At 41.0% G+C, this 256-nt stretch carries 1 pseudogene; it reads right to left on the bottom strand.

Features of this window, described 5'->3' with window-relative positions:
* A pseudogene (locus tag HMPREF2937_RS04045) lies at window positions 1-256 on the bottom strand (ornithine carbamoyltransferase subunit F); the annotation flags it as partial.

Below are 256 nucleotides of genomic sequence, written 5' to 3'. Positions count from 1 at the left end.
CTTTAACACCTTTATCGATGTCGTCTGTTACTAAGATTTCGCCACCGTTTTCTTCAGCGATTTCTTTACAACGGTTCAATAATTCATCCGTAGGATTCAATTCTTTAGGGCAAACAAGGTTGAAACGCATACCCATGATTGCTGCACCTTGCATCAACGCATTCGCAACGTTGTTGCGGCCGTCGCCTACGTAAGTGAAGTTGATTTCGTGATAAGGTTTTTTCAATACTTCTTTAGCTGTTAAGAAGTCAGCTAA

This window comes from Staphylococcus sp. HMSC061G12 (assembly GCF_001838465.1).
In the GTDB taxonomy this organism is placed as follows: Bacteria; Bacillota; Bacilli; order Staphylococcales; family Staphylococcaceae; genus Staphylococcus; species Staphylococcus simulans.
The sequence above is the reverse complement of the archived record's forward strand: the minus strand, read 5'-3'. Positions and strand labels throughout refer to the sequence as shown.